At 62.8% G+C, this 1,898-nt stretch carries 2 protein-coding genes; both read left to right on the forward strand.

Annotated features, from left to right (window positions below):
• On the forward strand, positions 1-1,204 hold a 1,204-nt coding region (locus HX873_RS31040), incomplete at its 5' end, for a UDP-glucose/GDP-mannose dehydrogenase family protein (protein WP_177123775.1).
• A 3-nt stretch (positions 1,205-1,207) separates the two neighbouring features.
• A partial coding sequence (locus tag HX873_RS31045; protein WP_177123786.1) for a glycosyltransferase family 39 protein occupies positions 1,208-1,898 on the forward strand: 691 nt, incomplete at its 3' end.

A 1,898-nucleotide genomic window follows, 5' to 3' on the forward strand; every position in this document is an offset into this window, starting at 1 on the left:
CGAAGGCGGACGCCTGACGTTTACCTATGACGAAAAACTCGCGGTCGAACACGGCGAAGTGCTGTTCATCGCCGTGGGTACCCCTTCGGACGAAGACGGCTCGGCTGACCTGAAATACGTGCTGTCCGTGGGCGATGCAGTGGCTCGCCACCGTATCGACCCGGTGATCCTCGTGGAAAAATCCACCGTACCTGTAGGCACTGGCGATACTTTGCGTGCGCACATGGAAAAAGCCCTGCGCATTGCCGGCCGCCACCTGGAGTTCGATATCGTCTCCAACCCGGAATTCCTCAAGGAAGGCTCGGCCGTTGCCGACTGCCGCCGCCCGGACCGGATCGTCATCGGCTGCGAACGTGAAGAAGTGCGCGAGGTGATGCGTGAGCTGTATGCACCGTTCAACCGCAACCACGACCGCATCATCTTCATGGACCTGCGCAGCGCCGAACTGACCAAGTACGCCGCCAACTGCATGCTGGCCACCAAGATCAGCTTTATCAACCAGATCGCCGAACTGGCCGAACACCTGGGCGCCGACATCGAAGCCGTGCGCCTGGGCATTGGTGCCGACTCGCGTATCGGCTACCACTTCATCTACCCAGGTTGCGGTTATGGCGGCTCTTGTTTCCCCAAGGACATGCGCGCCCTGATCCACAGCGCCAAGGCCGCCAACTGCTCCAGCGACCTGCTGGAAGCCGTGGAAGCCATCAACCAGCGCCAGAAGAGCAAGCTGTTCGAACGCGCCAATGCATTCTTCAAGGGCGACCTGCGTGGCAAGACCTTCGCCTTGTGGGGCCTGGCGTTCAAGCCCAACACCGACGACATGCGCGATGCGCCAAGCCGGGTGCTGATGGAAGCCTTGTGGGCCGCCGGCGCCAATGTACGTGCGTTTGACCCGGAAGCCATGCAGGAAACCCAGCGCATCTACGGTGATGACCCGCGCCTGATGCTGATGGGCACCCCGGAATCCACCCTGAGTGGCTCTGACGCCTTGATCATCTGCACCGAATGGCAACAGTTCAAGGCACCGGACTTCGACCTGATCCAGCAACGCCTGAAAACCCCGGTGATCTTCGACGGCCGCAACCTGTACGACGGCGAACGCCTGGCACGCAAAGGCATCCAGTACTTCCCGATGGGCCGCGGCGATTCCTGCAACTTGCCGATCCCCCAGCAAAACTGGGCGCCTCAGGCCGAGGAAGCCTGAGACGTGGACAAAGCTCATCGGCCCCTGCTCAGCCCGACGATCCGCCGACACTCATGGATTTTGGGGCTGCTGGCCCTGATCCTGTTTGTCGCGGGCAACTGGAACCAGGCAATCATCGGCTTTGACTCGCGCTTCGTGCTGTTCGCCCAGGAGATGCTGCGCCACGGGCCGGGGTTCTTCCCGACGACGTACGGGCAACCTTATGCCGATTACCTGGCCACCTCGACGCTGCTGACCTGGCTGCTGTCGGTGCCCCTGGGGCAGGTCACCAGCCTGACGGCCTGGCTACCCACGGCTATCGCTTCGGCGCTGATCGTGGTGCTGCTCTACCGGCTGACCGCGCCCTACTCCCGGCGCTGGGCACTGCTGAGCATCGCGGTGATGCTGCTCAGCAGTACCTTCATCAGCGAAACCCGCGCGGTGTCCCTCGACCAGATGCTGGCGGCAGTGGCCCTGACAGTCTTCTACCTGGGTTACGCCCACGACCACTTCGGCGCCGGCAAGCGCCTGCACTGGCTGTTTGCGCTGCTGATCGTGGGGTTCGCGATCCGTGGGCCGATCGGCCTGGTGATCCCCACCGGCATGCTGTGCAGCTATTACCTGATCAACCGGCAATGGCGCCAGCTCTTCAGTTTCGGCCTGCTGGCGTTGGCGTTACTGGCGGCGTGCGTGGGCCTGCTGTTGCTGCTGGCCA

The sequence above is a fragment of the Pseudomonas sp. P7758 genome (genome assembly GCF_013386485.1).
Lineage (GTDB): Bacteria > Pseudomonadota > Gammaproteobacteria > Pseudomonadales > Pseudomonadaceae > Aquipseudomonas.